18 protein-coding genes are annotated in these 17,582 nt (G+C 65.1%); 13 read left to right on the top strand and 5 right to left on the bottom strand.

All coding sequences use genetic code 11. From position 1 onward, the window contains the following. Positions 1–32: 32 nt before the first annotated feature. Together ACN0YL_RS01255 and secA are read right to left on the bottom strand one after the other, a co-directional pair. Positions 33–521, bottom strand: a complete 489-nt coding sequence (locus tag ACN0YL_RS01255) for a GNAT family N-acetyltransferase (RefSeq protein WP_417496768.1) — start codon at positions 519–521, stop codon at positions 33–35. Next, a complete protein-coding gene (secA, locus tag ACN0YL_RS01260; protein ID WP_417496769.1) occupies positions 487–3,366 on the bottom strand; it encodes a preprotein translocase subunit SecA in 2,880 nt (959 codons plus the stop codon). Before secA ends, ACN0YL_RS01255 begins: the two co-directional genes overlap by 35 nt. Before the next feature lie 292 nt (positions 3,367–3,658). On the opposite strand from secA, the gene ACN0YL_RS01265 reads away from it, so the two are divergent. Genes ACN0YL_RS01265 through ACN0YL_RS01275 form a run of 3 tightly spaced genes read left to right on the top strand, consistent with a single transcriptional unit; the run spans position 3,659 to position 5,150 of the window. Further along, on the top strand, positions 3,659–4,525 hold the full coding sequence (locus ACN0YL_RS01265) for a peptidylprolyl isomerase (RefSeq protein WP_417496770.1): 867 nt from the start codon (positions 3,659–3,661) through the stop codon (positions 4,523–4,525). Between the two features lie 50 nt (positions 4,526–4,575). Further along, a complete protein-coding gene (mutT, locus tag ACN0YL_RS01270) occupies positions 4,576–4,992 on the top strand; it encodes an 8-oxo-dGTP diphosphatase MutT (RefSeq protein WP_417468620.1) in 417 nt (138 codons plus the stop codon). Further along, complete coding sequence (locus ACN0YL_RS01275) at positions 4,992–5,150, top strand: Flp family type IVb pilin (RefSeq protein WP_417468621.1); 159 nt, start codon at positions 4,992–4,994, stop codon at positions 5,148–5,150. The genes mutT and ACN0YL_RS01275 overlap by 1 nt, the downstream gene beginning before the upstream one ends. Here ACN0YL_RS01275 and ACN0YL_RS01280 read toward each other — a convergent pair. Further along, on the bottom strand, positions 5,147–6,064 hold the full coding sequence (locus ACN0YL_RS01280) for a methyltransferase domain-containing protein (RefSeq protein WP_417496771.1): 918 nt from the start codon (positions 6,062–6,064) through the stop codon (positions 5,147–5,149). The two genes, ACN0YL_RS01275 and ACN0YL_RS01280, sit on opposite strands and share 4 nt — an antisense overlap. 43 nt (positions 6,065–6,107) lie before the next feature. Between ACN0YL_RS01280 and ACN0YL_RS01285 the strand changes: the two genes are divergently transcribed. The 4 genes from ACN0YL_RS01285 to ACN0YL_RS01300 are packed head-to-tail and all read left to right on the top strand — an operon-like array spanning position 6,108 to position 8,389. Beyond that, positions 6,108–6,851, top strand: coding sequence for a ComF family protein (locus ACN0YL_RS01285; protein WP_417496772.1), 744 nt, complete (start codon positions 6,108–6,110; stop codon positions 6,849–6,851). A gap of 19 nt (positions 6,852–6,870) precedes the next feature. Further along, positions 6,871–7,131, top strand: a complete 261-nt coding sequence (grxC, locus tag ACN0YL_RS01290) for a glutaredoxin 3 (RefSeq protein ID WP_417491054.1) — start codon at positions 6,871–6,873, stop codon at positions 7,129–7,131. After that, positions 7,128–7,970 (top strand): carbon-nitrogen hydrolase family protein, encoded by an 843-nt coding sequence (locus ACN0YL_RS01295; RefSeq protein WP_417496773.1) that lies wholly within the window; start codon positions 7,128–7,130, stop codon positions 7,968–7,970. The genes grxC and ACN0YL_RS01295 overlap by 4 nt, the downstream gene beginning before the upstream one ends. Continuing rightward, a complete protein-coding gene (locus tag ACN0YL_RS01300; RefSeq protein ID WP_417491056.1) occupies positions 7,967–8,389 on the top strand; it encodes a DUF1178 family protein in 423 nt (140 codons plus the stop codon). Before ACN0YL_RS01295 ends, ACN0YL_RS01300 begins: the two co-directional genes overlap by 4 nt. A gap of 6 nt (positions 8,390–8,395) precedes the next feature. Here the strand turns inward: ACN0YL_RS01300 and ubiG are convergent, their stop codons facing one another. Next, positions 8,396–9,160 carry a bifunctional 2-polyprenyl-6-hydroxyphenol methylase/3-demethylubiquinol 3-O-methyltransferase UbiG gene (gene ubiG / locus ACN0YL_RS01305; RefSeq protein WP_417496774.1) on the bottom strand — a complete coding sequence of 255 codons (765 nt, stop codon included), beginning with the start codon at positions 9,158–9,160 and terminating at the stop codon, positions 8,396–8,398. A gap of 207 nt (positions 9,161–9,367) precedes the next feature. Here ubiG and ACN0YL_RS01310 point away from each other — a divergent pair, with 207 nt between their 5' ends. The 6 genes from ACN0YL_RS01310 (at position 9,368) to ACN0YL_RS01335 (ending at position 16,513) form a co-directional block, all read left to right on the top strand. Further along, a complete protein-coding gene (locus tag ACN0YL_RS01310) occupies positions 9,368–10,591 on the top strand; it encodes an aspartate kinase (RefSeq protein ID WP_417496775.1) in 1,224 nt (407 codons plus the stop codon). Then, complete coding sequence (ptsP, locus tag ACN0YL_RS01315; protein ID WP_417497049.1) at positions 10,591–12,882, top strand: phosphoenolpyruvate--protein phosphotransferase; 2,292 nt, start codon at positions 10,591–10,593, stop codon at positions 12,880–12,882. The genes ACN0YL_RS01310 and ptsP overlap by 1 nt, the downstream gene beginning before the upstream one ends. Positions 12,883–12,969: 87 nt before the next feature. Beyond that, complete coding sequence (locus ACN0YL_RS01320) at positions 12,970–13,815, top strand: helix-turn-helix domain-containing protein (protein ID WP_417491059.1); 846 nt, start codon at positions 12,970–12,972, stop codon at positions 13,813–13,815. 84 nt (positions 13,816–13,899) lie between these two features. Then, a complete protein-coding gene (gene ispG / locus ACN0YL_RS01325) occupies positions 13,900–15,048 on the top strand; it encodes a flavodoxin-dependent (E)-4-hydroxy-3-methylbut-2-enyl-diphosphate synthase (RefSeq protein WP_417491060.1) in 1,149 nt (382 codons plus the stop codon). Continuing rightward, on the top strand, positions 15,045–15,395 hold the full coding sequence (locus tag ACN0YL_RS01330; protein ID WP_417491061.1) for an arsenate reductase family protein: 351 nt from the start codon (positions 15,045–15,047) through the stop codon (positions 15,393–15,395). The genes ispG and ACN0YL_RS01330 overlap by 4 nt, the downstream gene beginning before the upstream one ends. Beyond that, a complete protein-coding gene (locus tag ACN0YL_RS01335) occupies positions 15,392–16,513 on the top strand; it encodes a threonine aldolase family protein (protein ID WP_417496776.1) in 1,122 nt (373 codons plus the stop codon). The genes ACN0YL_RS01330 and ACN0YL_RS01335 overlap by 4 nt, the downstream gene beginning before the upstream one ends. Here the strand turns inward: ACN0YL_RS01335 and ACN0YL_RS01340 are convergent. Then, on the bottom strand, positions 16,482–17,579 hold the full coding sequence (locus ACN0YL_RS01340; protein ID WP_417496777.1) for a PDZ domain-containing protein: 1,098 nt from the start codon (positions 17,577–17,579) through the stop codon (positions 16,482–16,484). The genes ACN0YL_RS01335 and ACN0YL_RS01340 overlap by 32 nt on opposite strands. Positions 17,580–17,582 lie beyond the last annotated feature (3 nt).

Genomic DNA, 17,582 nt, shown 5'->3' on the forward strand with positions numbered 1-17,582 from the left:
CGGACACTGCCGCACGCCTGCCCGAGCCCGTTTTAAAGCGTCACTTCCAGCCAGGGCAGTTCCCGTCCCTTGAACACGTCCGAGGCGCGCATCTCGACGCGGCGGGCGCCCATGTGCAGGTAGGCGGCTTCCGCATAGGGGTCGGACAGGATCGTCATGACCGGCAAGCCCAGCGCCTTCAATTGTGCCTTGGCGTGCTCAAACAGCGCCCGGCCAGCGCCCGTCCCGATCGCCTCGGGTTCAATGAACAGCAAATCGAGTGCGCCGCCATGGCCAGCAGGGTCGATCTGGCAGACGCCCAGCACAACGCCGTCCGCCGATTCAGCGACGGTCGCATGACCCTCGCGGATGGCATCACCGGTGACACGCAGATAGGGCGCAACCGCGTCCATGAACGCCGCGTCATAGCCCCAATAAGCCTTGGAGCGCAGACAGAGCGCTGACAGTGCCGCTTCCTCGCCCGGGCGGGCGGGACGAAGCCGGATATCAGGCCTGGGCGTCTTGGCTGTCGATCGCGCCATGGCACTGCTTGTACTTCTTGCCGGAACCGCATGGGCAGGCGGCATTGCGCGCCACCCGGCCCCAGGTCTCGGGCCGGTTCGGATCGACAGGGGTTGAAGTGCGGCGCAGGGTTGGCGCAACCCGTGCGGCGACAGGGCCGGCATCGGGATCGCCCATTTCATTGCGGCCGGTGCGCGGGTCGATATGGGTTGCGGTCAGCCCCTCGGGTGCCTGCGGTGCGGCCGGTGCCGCCGGTGCGCGCTCGAAGCGGATCAGCATCAACTGCTTGGTCACTTCGACCCGCAAATTGTCCATCATTTTCTCGAACAGCTCGAAGGCTTCGGTCTTGAACTCGTTGAGCGGATCGCGCTGGGCATAGCTGCGCAGGCCGATCATTGAGCGCATGGCATCGAGATTCTGCAGGTGCTCGCGCCAGTTCTGGTCAATGGCCTGCAGCAGGAAGGATTTTTCGATCCGGCGCATCAGGTCGGGCCCGCCATTGGCGGCCTTCTCGGCGAAGGCCCGGTCGGCGGCCTCGGTGACGCGTTCGAGGATTTCCTCGTCGGCAATGCCTTCTTCCTGCGCCCACTCGGTAACCGGCAGGTCGAGTCCGAACACTTCGCGCAGCTCGCTTGCCAGCCCTTCGACATCCCACTGGTCGGCATAAACCTTGGGCGGGATGTGCGCGACAACGAGATCCTCGGCGGTCTGGTGGCGCATGTCCTTGATGACGTCGGCAACATCGCCGGAGGTCATGAAATCAATGCGCTGCTCGAACACGGCCTTGCGCTGGTCATTCATGACGTCGTCGTATTTGAGGACATTCTTGCGGATGTCGAAATTGCGCTGCTCGACCTTCTTCTGCGAGGTCTCCAGTGCCTTGGACATCCAGGGGTGGGTGATCGCCTCGCCCTCTTTCAGACCCAGCGTCCGCATGATGCCGTCAAGCCGTTCCGGCGCGAAAATGCGCAGCAGGTCGTCCTGGACGGAGATGTAGAATTTCGAGCGGCCCGGATCGCCCTGGCGGCCGGTACGGCCGCGAAGCTGGTTATCGATGCGGCGGCTTTCATGGCGTTCGGTGCCGAGCACATAGAGACCGCCGGCGGCGAGCGCGATTTCGCGCTTTTCGGCGATATCGGCCGCGATTACGGTTTTCTGGGCCTCGATAGCAGCGTCGTCCGGCTGGACACCCTTGGCGGTCTGTTCCGCGAGCCATTGCGTCATGCGCATCTCGGCATTGCCACCGAGCTGAATATCGGTCCCGCGGCCGGCCATATTGGTGGCGATGGTGATCGCGCCGGGCGTGCCGGCCTGGGCGACGATCATCGCTTCCTGTTCGTGGTAGCGCGCATTGAGCACCTTGTGCTCGAGCGGGATCAGCTTGAGCATCTCCTTGAGCGGACGCGCATCGGGACGGCCGGACTTCTTGAACGCCTCGATCTCGGCATCATCCTTGGGATAGAGATGGCCGAGCGTCTCGCGGAAGGTCTTCTTGTCGCTGAGCAATTGCGACAATTGCTCGGATTTCTCGATCGACACCGTGCCGACCAGCACCGGCTGGCCACGCTCCTGGCAATCGACCAGATCATCGACGATGGCCGCATACTTGTCGGTCAGGGTGCGGAAGACCTCGTCTTCATTGTCGATCCGCGCGATCGGCCGGTTGGTCGGGATCTCGACCACTTCCAGCTTGTAGATCGAATGGAATTCGTCGGCCTCGGTGGCAGCCGTACCGGTCATGCCGGCGAGCTTCTTGTAGAGGCGGAAATAGTTCTGGAAGGTGACAGAGGCCAGCGTCTGGTTTTCCGGCTGGATATTCGCGCCTTCCTTGGCCTCGATGGCCTGGTGCAGACCGTCCGACAGGCGGCGGCCCTGCATCATCCGGCCCGTGAACTCATCGATCAGCAGGACTTCGCTGTCCTTGACGATGTAGTCCTTGTCGATGTGGAAGATCTTGTGGGCCTTCAGGGCCTGGTTGACGTGGTGGACGATCGAGACATTCTCGACATCATAGAGATCGCCCTCCTTCAAGAGATCGTTTTCGCGCAGCAGGCGCTCGATCTCTTCATTGCCCTCTTCGGTCAGCAGGATCGAGCGGGCCTTCTCGTCAATCTCGTAACACTCATCGCCCAGCTGCGGGATCAGCGCGTCGATCGTCTTGTAGAATTCGGTCCGGTCCTCGGTGCGTCCAGAGATGATCAGCGGCGTGCGCGCTTCATCGATCAGGATGGAATCGACTTCATCGACGAGGGCATAGGCATGACCGCGCTGGACCATTTCCTCGATCGAATACTTCATGTTGTCGCGCAGATAATCGAAGCCGAGCTCGTTATTGGTCGCGTAGGTGATGTCGCAGGCATAGGCCTCGCGGCGTTCCTGGTCGGACTTGCCGTGCGAGATGACGCCGGTCGTCATGCCCAGTTGCGCGAAGACCTTGCCCATCCACTCGGAATCCCGCGTCGCCAGATAGTCATTGACGGTGACGACATGGACGCCGGTGCCGGGCAGGGCGTTGAGATAACTCGGCAGGGTGGCAACCAGGGTCTTGCCTTCACCGGTCTTCATTTCCGCGATCGAGCTGTCATTGAGCACGATGCCGCCCATCAGCTGGACGTCATAGGGGCGCAGTCCGATCGCCCGGTCGGCCGCTTCGCGAACCGCCGCGAAGGCCTCCGGAAGGAGGTCGTCGAGCTTGGCACCCTGTTCGAGCCGGGCTCGGAATTCGACGGTCTTGCCCTTGAGAGCTTCGTCGGAGAGCGCCTTGTATTCGGCCTCGTATGCGTTGATTTGATCGACAACCGGTTTCATGCGGCGCAGTTTGCGGCTTGTTTCGGTTCCGAAGATCTTGCGGGCAAGTGAGAGCATGGGGTCTGGCTTTGCGAACAACGGTTGGGCTAGCAACTCTGCAAGGGCCAGATCAATGGACCGGCGCAGGCGCTGGCATTGCTTTGAAACGTCTGGCTGACTTAAGGATGGGGGCATTCAGTGTCAATCAAGCCGCGCGGCACGCATCGCGTTCCTGCGGCCCGGCAAGGTGAAGATAGTGTCGATGAAACGTCTTTTTGCAGCTGGCTTGGTGCTTGCCGTACTTGCCGGATGCGGCCCTGAACCCCGCCGGACGGCGGATGATTTCCGGGCCGCGAATCCGGCGCTGTCATTGGATGAGCGGGACCCGGTCCTGGCGCGTGTCGACGGCACGATCATCCGCCGTTCCGACGTGGAGCGTGAGGCCGCCAGCCAGGCCGAGGGGGGCGACTCGCCGCCCGTCGGGCCGGGCAGTGAGGGTTTTGCCCATATTCTGGACGAATTGATCGATCAGCGCCTGCTGGCGATGGAGGCGCGTCGCCGCGGGCTCGACCAGTCCGAAGAGGCGCTGCGCCGGCTGGCACTGGCTGAGGAGCGCATTCTCGGCAATGTGCTGGTCGAGACGGCGCTGGCCGATGCCGTCAATGAGGAAACGATCGAGCGCATTTACCAGGAACAGGTGCGCCTGATCCCGCTCGGTGAGGAAGTGCGGGCCCGTCATATCCTCGTCGACACGCGCGAGGAAGCGGATGCGATCAAGGCCCTGATCGATGCCGGGCAGGATTTTGCCGCCCTCGCGGTGCGCATGAGCCAGGACCAGGCGACGCGGCTGGAAGGCGGCGATCTGGGTTATTTCAGTCGCGAAGGTGTGCTGCCCGCCTTCGGTGCGGTCGCCTTCAGGACCGGCGAGGGCGAGACTTCGGAACCGTTCCAGACTGAATTTGGCTGGCATATCCTTCAGGTCGTCGACCGCCGCCGCGAGCCGCCGCCGACACTGGAGGCCTTGCGGCCGAATATCGTGCGTTTCTTCACCTTCGACCAGCTGGAGGGGCTGATCGGCGGGCTGCGCGAACAGGCCGAGATCGAGCGCTTGCCTTTGCCATTACCGGATTCCGGTCTCAGCCTCGCCCCGGAGGATGGCGACGCGCCGGCCGAGGCGGACGGGGGCGATGCCGCCGCAGAGCCCGGGACGGATGATCTGCCGGCGGATCCGGGCTAACACCCGCTTAACCGCGTCTCTGCACCCGCCCTTAACGGAGTTTGTTCATAATGGCTGAACCTGGCCCCAAACCGGTCCTTTATGTTGCTGCCTGTGCCTTGCTCGATGCGGATGGCCGTATCCTGATTGCACGGCGCCCCGAGGGAAAGCCGATGGCGGGCCTTTGGGAATTCCCCGGCGGCAAGATCGAGCCGGGCGAGACACCGGAGCAGGCCGTGGTTCGCGAATTGCGTGAAGAGCTGAGTGTCGAACCGTGTGAACGGTGCCTGCACCCCTTTGCCTTCGTGTCCCATGCCTATCCCGATTTTCACATCGTGATGCCCTTCTTCCTGTGCCGCACCTGGGATGGTTTCCCACAGGCCAATGAGGGCCAGGAGCTCGCCTGGGTTCGCAAGGAAAAACTGCGCGACTTCAAGATGCCGGCCGCCGACATGCCGCTGGCCGCAGAGCTGAGGGACCGGCTGTGATGGATATCCTCAAACGCTTCTGCCGCGATGAAAACGGCGCCACGGCGATCGAATACGGCATGATTGCCGCCGCCATGGCGCTGGTGGTGATCGGCCTGTGGACGACATTCGGACCGGCCGTGGGCCGGCTCTACGCGGATGTGGCCGGGGCGCTTTAGCGCCCGGCCTTCTCGTCCGCCGATTTTTCCGTCACGCCCAGCGCATCGGCCAGCCTGACCGTCGCCGAGCCCGGACGCTTGGCGACCGGCTGATCGGGGTGCGGCGCCCAGCCGGCAGCGTGGACGATCTCGAACGTGGCGCGGATACGTCCGTCGGGGTCCGAGAAACGCTCGGCATAGATTTCCGCCATCCGCACGAATAGCGCCCGTGTCGCCGGGCTGCGGGGCCGGTCAGCGAGAATGCTGGTCTCGGCCATGCCGCGCAGATCGGCCATCAGGGCGAAGGCATTGTCATAGCGCACGGTGACGCGGTCGATATCGGCGACCGGCATGGTGAAGCCGGCGCGCTGCAGCAGGGCGGCAATGTCGAACGTGCCGGCTAGCGGCGAGACGCGCGCATGCGCCCCGCCGCTCAGCTCGGCCTCGGCCGCCATCAGGGACTGGCGCAATTCGGTCAGGCTGTTGCCGCCAAGCAGTGCCGCGGCAAGGAACCCGTCGGGTTTGAGGGCCCGGCGCAGCTGCACCAGCACGCCGGGCAGGTCATTGGTCCAGTGAAGTCCGAGCGGCGCCAGAATGAGATCGAGACTGGCATCGCTGAAGGGCAGGCGCTCCTCGTCGAGTGCCAGGGCGGGGCCGTCCAGCCGGGCCGCGACGGCCGGGGCGAGATCGCTCTGGATGACATGGCCGGTCTTGCTGCCGGCATGGCGCTGGCGCAATTCGCCCGGCAGGCCCGGCCCGCCGCCAAGGATCAGCGTGGTGTCGAAATCGCGCATCACGCCCTCGACCCGGTCGCAAATATCGTCGAACGCCCGTTGCACGAGAAAATTGTATGATTGTATGCTGCCCGCCGCGCGGTTGCGGCGCTGGCGCAGCAGGTCGCGATTAAACAATTGCGGGGGCAGGGCGGATGACATGCCGCCGATATGCCTTTTGCGCCCGCCGAAGGGAAGGGGTGTGATGAGCAAGTCTGTCCTGACCGCCCTGGCCGATGCCGTCTGGCCGCCGGTTTGTCCGGTGCGCAGCGTGCCGGTTGATGCCAGCGGGCGCCTCGATGCGGCCGCCTGGCAGGGGCTGGAGTTCATCGATGCGCCCTGGTGCGATTGCTGCGGCGTGCCCTTCCCCTATGGAACGGGGATCGAGACGGGCGGCCTGTTGTGCGCGCTGTGTCTCGCCCGTCCGCCCAAATTCGATCGCGCCCGGGCGCCGCTGGTCTATGGCGATGTCTCGCGGCAATTGGTGCTCGGCTTCAAGAATGGCGGCCGCCGCGAGATGATCGACCAGTTCGGCGCCTGGATGGCGCGCGCCGGGGCGAGTTGTCTGTCGGGCGCCGATTATATCCTGCCGGTGCCGCTGCATTGGCGGCGTTTGCTGACGCGGCGCTATAACCAGTCGGCGCTGCTCGGCCAGGCCTTGTCTCGCCAGACCGGGATCCCGATGCGCGCGGGCTGGTTGCTCCGTTCCCGCGCAACGCCGAGCCAGGCGGGCAAGAGTGTGCTGTCACGGCGGCGCAATATGGCGGGCGCATTCCGGATCGCGCCGGGGCACGGACTTGACGGCAGGCATGTTGTGTTGGTGGATGACGTGTTCACAACGGGCGCGACCGCCTCGGCCTGCGCCCGCCAGCTCCGGCGTGCCGGCGCTGCCCTTGTGACTGTCGTGACGCTTTGCCGTGTTGTACGCGCCAGCGATGCCACTATGTAAGGCGTGAAGGAGTTTGTTTATGGCCAAAGTGACGATCTACACCCGACCGATGTGCGGCTATTGCGCCCGCGCGGTCTCATTGCTGAAGCAGAAGAAGATCGATTTCGAGGAAATCGATGCCGGCTTCGACCAGAAAAAGCGCGAGGAAATGGTGCAGCGTTCCCACGGCGGGCGCACCTTTCCGCAGATTTTCATCGGCAAGGACCATGTCGGCGGCTGCGATCAGCTTATGGCTCTGGAACGTTCCGGCAAGCTTGACGGGATGCTCGGCCTGAAATGAGCACGATCGCGACAGCCCTGGTCCAGATGCGGTCCGGTATCGATCCGGCTGCCAATCTGGCCATGGCCAGCGATCTGATCCGCCAGGCCGCCGCCCAGGGCGCGACGCTGGTTGCCACGCCCGAGACGACGCACCTGGTGCAGAAGGATGCCGATCAGGCCTTCGCCGTGATGCGGACTGCCGGGGACGATCCGGCGATCCCGGTTTTCGCAGCGCTGGCACAGGAGCTCGGTATCACCCTGTTGATCGGCTCGCTCGCCATCAAGCTGGGCGAACGGCGCGCCGCCAACCGATCCTTCCTGTTCGGGCCCACCGGTGAGTTGCTCGCCACCTATGACAAGGCCCACATGTTCGATGTCGGGCTTGGCCAGGGCGAGACCTATCGCGAATCCGCCAATTACCGCGCCGGCGACCGGCTGGTGCTGGCCGATATCGGTGGCGCGCGGCTGGGCCTGTCGATCTGCTATGATGTCCGCTTCGCCTATCTCTATCGCCGCCTGGCCCAGGCGGGCGCCCATATCCTCGCCGTGCCGGCCGCCTTCACCCGTCCGACCGGGCGGGCGCACTGGGAGGTGCTGCTGCGCGCCCGGGCGATCGAGACCGGGTCCTGGGTGATCGCACCGGCCCAGGCCGGCCTGCACGAGGATGGCCGCCGCACCTGGGGCCACTCCATGGTCATCGATCCCTGGGGCAAGGTGGTGGCGCTGCTCGACCATGACGAGCCTGGCATCCTGCTGGCACAGCTCGACACGGCAAAGGCCGACGATGCCCGCGCGCGCATTCCCGCCCTGCTGCATGATCGTGAACTGGGCGGGCCGGACGAGATGATCCTGCGATGATCCGCTATGCGCTCGTTTGCGGCGCCGAGCACCGGTTCGAAGCCTGGTTCTCCAGCTCGGCTGCCTTTGATGACCAGAATGAACATGGCCTGGTCGAGTGCCCGCAGTGCGGCTCGCACGCGGTGCGCAAGGACGTCATGTCACCGGCGGTCTCGACCTCGCGCAAACGCGAGGCAACGCCGGAATCGAAACTCAAGGCGATGGCGGCGCAGGTGAAGGCGCATATCCGCAGCAATTACGACTATGTCGGTGAGGATTTCGCCAGTGAGGCGCGCGCCATCCATGCCGGCGACAAGCCGGAACGCTTGATATATGGCGAGACTTCAGCGGAAGAGAGCGAGGCCCTGCGTGATGAGGGCGTGCCGGTGGCGCCCCTGCCCGACGCGCTGGCACCGACGCCGCCGAAAAAGGCGAATTGAGCGGCGTCAGTCTGGAGTCTTGTGCGCCACCATCATGTAATTGACGCTGGTATCCGAGCCCAGTGTCCACTGGTCATTGAGTGGATTATAGCTCACGCCAACCGGTGCATCCGGGGTCATGCCGCCGGCACGCAGGGCGGCGGTGAGTTCGGTCGGCTGCACCAGTTTGTGAAAGCGGTGCGTACCGCGCGGCAGCCAGCCCATCACCCATTCGGCGCCGACAATGGCGAGCGCGAAGGCTTTCGAGGTCCGGTTGATCGTGGCACAGATCATCAGCCCGCCCGGCTTCACCAGCTGGGCACAATCGACCAGGAATGTGTGGGGATTGGCGACATGCTCCATCACTTCCAAGTTGAGCACGACATCGAAGGGCGGCTCGCCGGCCTCGATCAATTGCTCGGCGACGCCGTGCCGGTAATCAATCTCCAGCCCCTGTTCGGCGGCATGGACCGAGGCGGTCTTCACATTGGCCTCGGCTGCATCCACGCCGGTGACGCTGGCGCCGAGCCGCGCCATGGGTTCCGAGGCGAGGCCGCCGCCGCAACCGATATCGAGAATGCGCAGCCCCTCGAACGGGCGCTCCCCGGAACGGCCGAAATGATTGCAGATCGTCTCGCGGATGAAGGCCAGCCGCACCGGATTGAACTTGTGCAGGGGTTTGAACTTGGAATCCGGGTCCCACCAGTCCGCGGCAATGCGCGAGAATTTCTCGACCTCGGCCGGATCGACCGAGGGACGCGACAGGGTTTCCGGCGCAGTTGCTGTCGACATGCCTGTTCTCCCGACGGGCGAATTCTCGCAATATTGCGTTCGAGCGTTGCGTACAAGGCTTCGCCCAAGTAGGAAACCGCGATAGCACGGCCTTGACCATCAACGATATCCTGACAGCCATATTATGGCCCCACCGGGCGGGCTAATCGAGCCGGGTGCGACGATTTGAACAGTCGCGGCTCCAGCGCAGAGCAAGGGACAGGCGGAATGACACGCGTGGTCGCAAAATTTGGCGGAACCTCGGTCGGCACGATCGAGCGTATCCGCCATGCTGCCGGCCTTGTCGCTGAGGCGGTTGCGCGCGGTGAGACCCTGGCCGTGGTGGTCTCGGCCATGGCCGGCGAGACGGACCGCCTGCTGGGGCTGGCCGGGGAGTTTCAGGCCGGGCTGGGTGATGTCGAGACCGATGTTGCCCTGGCCGCCGGCGAGCAGGTCTCGGCGGCGCTGATGGCGCTGGCGCTGCGCGAGCGCGGACTCCAGGCCCGCTCCTTCCTCGGCTGGCAGGCCCCGGTCTTCACTGATGGTCCGCCGGGCGCGGCGCGGATTGCCGGCATGGAGGCCTCCGCCTTTGAAGCGGCGATGGAGGCGGGCATCGTGCCGGTGCTGGCCGGCTATCAGGGCATCGCCGCGGATGGCAGCCTGCGCACGCTGGGCCGTGGCGGCACCGATCTGTCGGCCGCGGCGCTGGCGGCCGCGCTTGGCGCGCGCTGTGATATCTATACCGATGTCGACGGCGTCTACACCACCGACCCGCGGATCGAGCCGGGTGCGCGCCGGCTGGATGCCATCAGCCATGACGAAATGCTCGAACTGGCCGCCCAGGGCGCCAAGGTCCTGCAGGCGCGTTCGGTCGAGTTTGCCAAGTCGCGCCATGTGCCGATGCGGGTGCTGTCGAGCTTTCTCGCGGCTGGCGAGAGCCGCGGCACCGACATTCTGGCCGACCGCGATATCGCCGAACGCCGCGTCGTCTCAGGCGTTGCCTATGCGCGCGACCAGGCCCGGATTGCCGTGCTGGGCGCCGCGCCGCAATCGGGTTTTGCCGGCGAGACATTTTCCATTCTCTCGGAGGCCGGGATCGGCGTCGACATGATCGTCCAGGCCCATGGACGCGAGCCAGAGACGGTCAATCTGGAATTTTCAGTTGCGCATCGTGACCTCGATCGTGCCCAATCAGTGCTGGAGCGCGGATTGCCCGGCCTTCGGATCCGCTCGGAAACCGGGTTGGCCAAGGTCTCGGTCGTCGGCGCCGGCCTGCGACAGCGGGCCGATGTCGCCCGGTCGCTGTTCGGTGTCCTGGGCAAAAGCGGAATCGCCGTGAAGGTGCTCGCCACGTCCGAGATCAAGATCTCGGCACTGATTGACAATGATGCGGTCGAGCGCGCCGTGCGCGCCCTGCATGCGGCCTATGGCCTGGATCGGGTAGGAAATTGATGGAAGTGGAAACGCCCAATACCCGCGACCCGCGCCGCCTGCTCAGGCGGATGCGCGAGCTCATGGCGACGCGCGAGAACGCCCAGGACCGGCTCGATCACCTCACGACCCTGATCGCCGAGGAAGCCGGCTGGGACGTGTGTTCGATCTATCTGGCGCGGCGTTCGAGCGCGCTGGAATTATGCGCCACGCACGGATTGAAGGCTGAAGCCGTCCACCATACCCGGCTGCAGCCGGGCGAGGGCCTTGTCGGCCTGGTGGCACGGCGGGCCCGTCCGTTTGCGACGTTCGATGCCCGCTCGCATCCGGCCTTTTCCTACAAGCCGGAAACCGGCGAGGAGCCGTTCAATACTTTTGTCGGTGTGCCGATCCTGCGCGGTGGACGCCTGGTCGGCGTCCTGACGGCGCAGTCGACAGCGGAACGCCAGGTCGGCGAGGAGGAAATCGACTCGCTGCAGACCGTCGCCATGGTGCTGGCCGAGATCGTCGCCTCCGGCGATATCGCCGATTCCGAGGAAATGGCCGGTCTCGATGTCCGCCAGTCCAAGCCGGAACGGCTGCAGGGCGGGGCGTTTTCCGGCGGGTTGGTGAAAGGTGTCGCGGTCCTGTTCGAGCCGCATGTCGGCTCCGACCGCCTGATCTCCGAAGATGCCTCCGGCGAGGAGGTCCGGCTCGACGCGGCGATTGACGGGCTCCGATCCTCGATTGACGACATGCTCGAAGGCGGCCGTGTGCCCTTTGGCGGCCCGACGCGCGACGTGCTGCAGGCCTATCGCATGTTCGCCCATGACCGCGGCTGGCTCGAGCGTCTGCGCGAAGCCGTGCGGTTGGGGCTGACGGCGGAAGCGGCGATCGAACGCGTTCGCAATGAAAACCGCGCCCGCCTGATGAAGGCGGCCGACCTGACCTTCCGCGAGCGGCTGCATGATCTGGAAGATCTAGCCAACCGGCTGCTTCGCCATCTCGATGGCGCCGCGATGCCGCAGATTGAACTGCCCGACAATGCGATCCTGATCGCGCGCAATATCGGCCCGGCCGAACTGCTCGATTTCGACCGTTCGAAACTGCGCGGGATTGCGCTGGAGGAAGGCTCGGCCTCCTCGCACGCGGCGATTGTTGCCAAGGCGCTCGGCATCCCCCTGATCGGGCGGCTGGAAGGCGCACTCGACCGGGCCGAGAACGGCGACCCGGTGATCCTTGATGCCGAATTCGGCGTGTTGCATATCCGCCCGGCCGCCGACGTAGTCGAGGCCTATGACGAGCGCCTGCAGGCTTTGTCGATCCGACGGCTCTCCTATGCGGAGATGCGCGGTCCGGCAATGACGCGCGATGGCGAACGCATTGGCCTGCATATCAATGCCGGCCTGCTGGTGGAGCTGAGCCATCTCTCCGATGCCGGTGCCGACGGTGTCGGGCTGTTCCGGACCGAATTCCAGTTCATGGTCGCCGACACCCTGCCGCGGCTCGACGCGCAGGCCGCCGTCTACCGGGCCGTGCTCGATGCGGCCGATGGCAAGCCGGTCGTCTTCCGCACCCTTGATCTGGGCGGCGACAAGGTGGCGCCCTTCGCACCGTCCATGGTCGAACCCAATCCCGCCCTGGGCTGGCGCGCCATCCGCATGGGCCTCGATCGGCCCGGCCTGCTGCGCTACCAGCTGCGGGCCCTGATCCTGGCGGCGGCGGGCCGTCCCCTGCACGTGATGTTCCCGATGATCTCGACGCCGTGGGAAATGCGGGCCGCGCGGTCCATGCTCGAGCGCGAGCTGCAGCATGCGGCCCATAATGGCCACCCGATGCCGTCAGAGGTCAAAATCGGCCTGATGCTGGAAACCCCCGGTATTGCCTGGGCGATCGAGCATGTGATTGACGCTGTCGACTTCGTTTCGGTCGGTGCCAATGACCTGATGCAATATTTCTTCGCCGCCGACCGGCAAAATGCGCGTGTGTCGGATCGGTACGATGTCCTCAGTCCGGCGGCGCTGGGATTGTTCAAACAGATCCGCGATGCCTGCGCCGCCCACAATGTCCCGGTCTCGGTCTGTGGCGAGATCGCGGCCAAGCCGCTGGAGGCGGCAGTCCTGTTGGGGCTTGGTTACCGAAGTCTTTCCATGGCGGCGGCCAATCTCGGCCCGATCCGCAAAATGGTGTCCGGACTCGACACCGCCAAGCTTGGCACCTGGCTTGCTAGCCGTATGGATAGCCCGGCCGACAGCTTGAGACCGCTCTTGCTCAAAGCCGGGACCGACGCCGGTTTGCCCGGCGAGGCTGTTGAAAACGGGCGCAGAATTTGATCTTATGGTTAAGAGTGGTTGGGGGCAGCCTCGATCGTCTGCCCTGAGTGAGTGTTCTGACCCCGATTGGGGAGGGGTTTTAGGGTCATGTCGAGTCAAACAACGATGGCGGGTTTCGTGCCGGTGGATGCTGTGTTTTCGGAGAGTGGTGCCAGCTATGTGCAGCACTCGGCCGGAGAGCGTCTGCGTGAGGCCCGCACCAAGGCCGGCCTGACACTCGATTCCGCTGCCGCCCGGACCCGTATCCGCCGCGATTATCTTGAAGCCCTTGAAACCATGGACACACGCGGCCTGCCGGCGCGGGCCTATGCCATCGGCTATCTGCGTACCTATGCCAGCTTCCTTGCCATCGAACCGGCCGGCCTGGTGGAGCAATTCAAGCTCGAGGTCGACACCGAGACCGGTCGTGCCGTGCCGACAGCCTCGGCGCGGACCCGCGAACCGATCAAACTGCCGCGCGGCGCCTTCGGTGCCGTGCTGATCCTGGTCTGCGTCGCCTCGGTCGCCTGGTGGTATTCCGAGCAATCGGCCTCCTTCGGCACGATTTCCAACCTGCCATCGCCGCCGGACGCGGCGCCGGAATGGGCCCGGGCCGATTTCGCACCCGTTCATCAGCCCGCTGATATCGACACGATCTGGAACGGCGTTCCGCTGGGCGATGCTGCCAACGAGACAGGGCTGACCCTGCGCGCCACGGCGCCGACCACGCTGGAGGTCCAGGACGCCTCCGGCCGCATCCTGTATTCGCGCACGCTTGAAGCCGGTGATGTCTACGAAGCGCGTGAAGACGGCCTCACATTTTCCGCCTCCAATGCCGGTGCCATTCAACTCGAGCGCGACGGTATTGATCATGGCACGCTCGGTGCGGCCGGTATTCCGGTCGAGAACATCACCGTTGCTGTGGCCGACACCGCTGCGGTGCAGCCGGAATAATTCACCGCGCCCGCTCGCAAGCCTGCCGCAATCGCTCTATATCGTGGACGAAAGCTGACGCGCGCTGCGCCGAGGGAGTCCGCCATGTCCGATCCTGCCCATGATCCCCGTTCCGTCCGCCCCTGGCGGATGATCGAGCGGCGCAAGAGCCGCACCATCCGCATCGGCAAGCTGGAAATCGGTGGCGACGCCCCGATCAGCGTCCAGACCATGACCAATACCCTGACCTCGGACGCCAGCGCCACGATCGGCCAGATCCGGCGCTGCGAGGAAGCGGGTGTCGATATCGTTCGGGTGTCCTGTCCCGATGAGGCCTCGACGGCGGCGTTGAAATCGATCGTCCGGGCCTCGAGTGTGCCGCTGATCGCGGACATCCATTTCCACTACAAGCGCGGCATCGAGGCGGCCGAGGCGGGTGCGGCCTGCCTGCGCATCAATCCGGGCAATATCGGCTCGATGGACCGGGTGCGTGATGTCGTCCAGGCGGCGCGCGATCATGGCTGCGCCATCCGCATCGGCGTCAATGCCGGTTCGCTGGAAAAGCACTTGCTGGAAAAATACGGCGAGCCTTGTCCCGACGCGATGGTCGAGAGCGCGCTGGAACATGCCCGCATCCTCGATGATCTCGATTTCCACGACTACAAGATTTCGGTCAAATCCTCCGACACCTTCATGACGGTCGCGGCCTATCAGCAACTCTCGGAAGCGACCGATGCGCCGCTGCATCTGGGCGTCACCGAGGCGGGCGGCACCCGCATCGGCACGGTGAAATCCTCGATCGGGATCGGCTCGCTGCTCTGGGCCGGGATTGGCGATACCATCCGCGTCTCGCTCTCCGCCGAGCCCGAGGAGGAGGTGAAGGTCGGTTTCGACATTCTCAAATCGCTGGGGCTGCGCACGCGCGGCGTCAATATCATCGCCTGCCCCTCCTGTGCGCGGCAGGGCTTCGACGTCATCCGTACGGTGGAAACCCTGGAAGCGCGCCTGGCCCATATCGCCGAACCGATTTCGCTGTCGATCATTGGCTGCGTCGTCAACGGGCCGGGCGAGGCGCTGATGACCGATCTCGGCTTTACCGGTGGCGGCGCCGGACGCGGCAAGATGTATGTATCCGGCAAGCCCGATCACAACACCTCCAACGAGGACATGGTCGAACACATCGTTGAAATGGTCGAGGCGCGCGCCGAATTGTTGCGGGCCGAACGCGAAGCGACAGAGGCGGCAGCACAATGATTACACTCTACGGCCTCAAAAACTGCGACACCTGCAAGCTCGCGCTCCGGGAAATCGCTGCAGCGGGGCTTGAGCACCGCTTCATCGATATCCGCAGCGATGCCGATCTGATGGCCCTGATCCCGGTATGGCTGAAACTGGCCGGCGCCAAGGCACTGCTCAACACGCGCTCGACCACCTGGCGTGGCCTGTCGATCCAGGACCGGCAATTGGCCGATAGCGAGCCGGCAGCGGTACTGATCGCCAACCCGACCCTGGTCAAGCGGCCGGTGATCACGGTTGGCGACAGGCTTCATGTCGGCTGGACGCCGGCGGTGCGCGAGGCCGTGCTGGGTGCTTCGGCATGACGATTGATGCCGGATTGCGGGCCAGTTGCGAGACCCATCTCGGCTTCCCGCATCATGGCGTGGAAACAGCGTCCGACCATTTGCGCGCTGTGGCCGATTACATGGATTCCGAGGGGCTGGACGCCGAGATGTATCTCGGCGGACCGATGGTTGCGGCGCTGGAGGCTAAAATCGCCGGCCTGCTCGGCAAGCCCGCCGCGATGTGGTGCCCCACCGGGACCATGGCCCAGGGGATCGCCGCGCGGATCCATGCCGGCGCTACCGGGCGCAAGACCATCCAGCTGCATCCGACCTCGCATCTCGAACTGCATGAGGAGCGCGGCTATCATTTCGCGCACGGGCTTGATGCGACGCTGATCGGCGAGTGGTCATCGCCGCTCGGCGCCGATGACCTTCAGCCCGCTGCCGCCTGTGCCTTCATCGAAATGCCGCAACGCCATAATGGCGGCGCCCTGCCGTCCTGGGAGGCCTTGCAGGCGATCAAGGCCCGCGCCCGGGCGCTGGACCTGCCCTTGCACCTGGACGGTGCCCGGCTGTGGTCGACCCGGCCTTTCTATGACGACCGCAGCTATGCCGGGATTTGCGATGGTTTCGCCTCGGTCTATGTCTCGCTCTACAAGGATATCGGCGCGCTGGGTGGCGCGGTGTTGGCCGGCGAGGCGGACTTCATCGCCGAGGCGCGGCTGTGGATGGCGCGTCTGGGCGGCTGCATTGTCTCGCCCGTGCCGATGGTGCCCGACGCGCTGCGTCTGATCGACCGCCGGCTCGAGCTGATGCCGGCCTTCGTCCAGCGGGCCCGTGCGCTGGCGGCTGCTCTGTCGGGCATTGACGGTGTCGCGGTCACGCCCGACCCGCCGCACGTCAACATGCTGCATCTACGGGTGCCGTGCGATGCGGCGACCGCCGGGCGCGCCCGCGATGAAGCTGCGCGGCAGACCGGCGTCTGGCTCGGCAATCGCTTCTGGGATCTGGAGGGCGGCGCGGTGTGTTCGCTGGAGATCACCGCCGGTGAGGCCCTGCTCGACATTTCCGATACGCGCCTGGCCGAGGCGGTCTCGGTGCTGGCCCGCCATGTCGCCGGGGCGGCTATTCGACCAGGGCAAACAGCTGAAGCCTGACGGTCATGGGCTGGCCATTGCGGATCAGGCTGACATCCAGCGTATGGCTCGCCCCCGGTCCGTCACAGCCACGCCGGTCAAGCGGCTGGCCATTGAAGGCTGTGACAATATCACCGGGCTGGATACCGGCCTGGCTGGCCGGGGTATCGGCGATGACGCTGCCGACGCGATAGCCTTGCGGAATCGGCTCGAAAACCATGCCATGGTCGAAATCCGGCTCGAAGGTGATCGGGACCTCGGGCTGATGGCGCACGAGGCGTACGCGTTCTGTCGCCTGGTCAAATGTCCAGATGAAATGCCGCATCACCTCGCCGCCGATCAGCTCGGTGCCCGGAGTGGATTGCAGCGTCGGGGCAATCAGACGGTGGGGGCCGATATGGGCATCAAGGCGTGAGCGGGCGCCGGAGCGTTCTTCCACTTCGCGCAGACGCATCGAGGCTCCGGTCGGGCGCGGCGGCGCGAGGGTGTCGTAAAGATCGATCCGGCGCACGGCGAGGCTGGTCATGGCGGCGCCGCTATCGATCAGCATGCGCCGGCGGCGATCAGGGAATTCCACCACCATCCACGGGCGGTAGTCCGGTCCATCGGCGTCGAAAACAGTGATCCCGTCGGGCCGGGGCAATCGCCCCTCTTCCAGGCGCATCTCGCCGCGCTCGTAATCGAGCGTCAGCAGGAAATCGCTGAAGGCGCCGAAGGAAAGAATGCCGTCGATCGGATGGCCGAGCGCGCGGGCGAGGTGATCAAGCTCGCCAACCCGCGCCTGCAGATGATTGATCGAGACCGGGCCGGCCTGGGCATCGCGGATATTGGCGCGGTCCCGTGGTCCCAGCCGTATGCCGCTGACGCGCTCGATGCTGTCCGGGTCGACATAGGAGGAAGAGGCGCCGGTGTCGTGCAGGAACCAGAGTGTGCGGTCCTGGGGGTAGCCCTCGCGGGAAGGCAGGGTGATCGGGATCAGGAAATACCCGCGACAGATTTCTGTGGGTACGATAACGGGTTCGGCGGCCAGAGCGGCGCGGCCAATGCTGAGCAAACTTGCGATGGCCAGCAATGCGTGTTGGATCAATGG

The organism is Maricaulis sp. (genome assembly GCF_048269565.1).
Taxonomy (GTDB): domain Bacteria; phylum Pseudomonadota; class Alphaproteobacteria; order Caulobacterales; family Maricaulaceae; genus Maricaulis.